The sequence below is a fragment of the Vibrio variabilis genome, from assembly GCF_003263785.1.
GTDB lineage: Bacteria > Pseudomonadota > Gammaproteobacteria > Enterobacterales > Vibrionaceae > Vibrio > Vibrio variabilis.
Genome location: NZ_JYJK01000029.1, coordinates 1 through 742 on the forward strand (window position 1 = coordinate 1; position 742 = coordinate 742).

1 protein-coding gene is annotated in these 742 nt (G+C 46.1%); it reads left to right on the forward strand.

The annotated features are described in order from the left end of the window. Window positions 1-742 (forward strand): bifunctional aspartate transaminase/aspartate 4-decarboxylase (locus TZ48_RS04255; RefSeq protein ID WP_112478364.1); only part of this gene is annotated, 742 nt, incomplete at both ends.

The following is a 742-nucleotide window of genomic DNA, read 5'->3' on the forward strand; positions in this document are numbered from 1 at the left end:
CAACTACGCATACCTAGATGCGGGCTTTGGCGGCATCCCAGATGGTAAAGGCATCGTTGAGCGTTTCGATACGTTCGTAGGTAACGCAGGCGAATCTGAAGGCGTTCGTTTCCTAGAAAAAGCACTCAGCTACGCGAAAGACCGTCTCGGTATCGACAAGCAAGAGTTCCTAAACGAGCTAGTACTAGCATTCCTTGGCTGTAACTACCCTGTTCCTCCTCGCATGCTTGTGAACATTGAAAAAGTGGTTAAGCAATACATCGCAGAAGAGATGTACGGCCCTATGCCAACTACGACTAACTTTGACCTATTCGCAACTGAAGGCGGCACGGCGTCAATGACCTACACATTCCAAACCATGTTCCACAATGGTCTGTTGAAAAAAGGTGACAAGGTTGCACTGACGACACCTATCTTCACTCCGTACCTAGAAATCCCAGAGCTTTCTGAGTACGAACTGGAAATCGTAGAAATCCGTCTAGACGAGAAAACATGGCAGCTTCCTCAATCTGAGATTGAAAAGCTAGCTGACGAGCAAATCAAATTGCTTTGTGTGGTAAACCCTGCAAACCCTGCGTCTGTAAAGTTCTCTGACGATACGCTAAACCGCCTAACTTCATTTGTTGAAGAGAAGCGTAAAGACCTATTCATCATTACTGATGACGTGTACGGCACATTCGCAGATAACTTTGTATCGCTGTTTGCAAAACTGCCATACAACACACTTTGCGTGTACTCATTC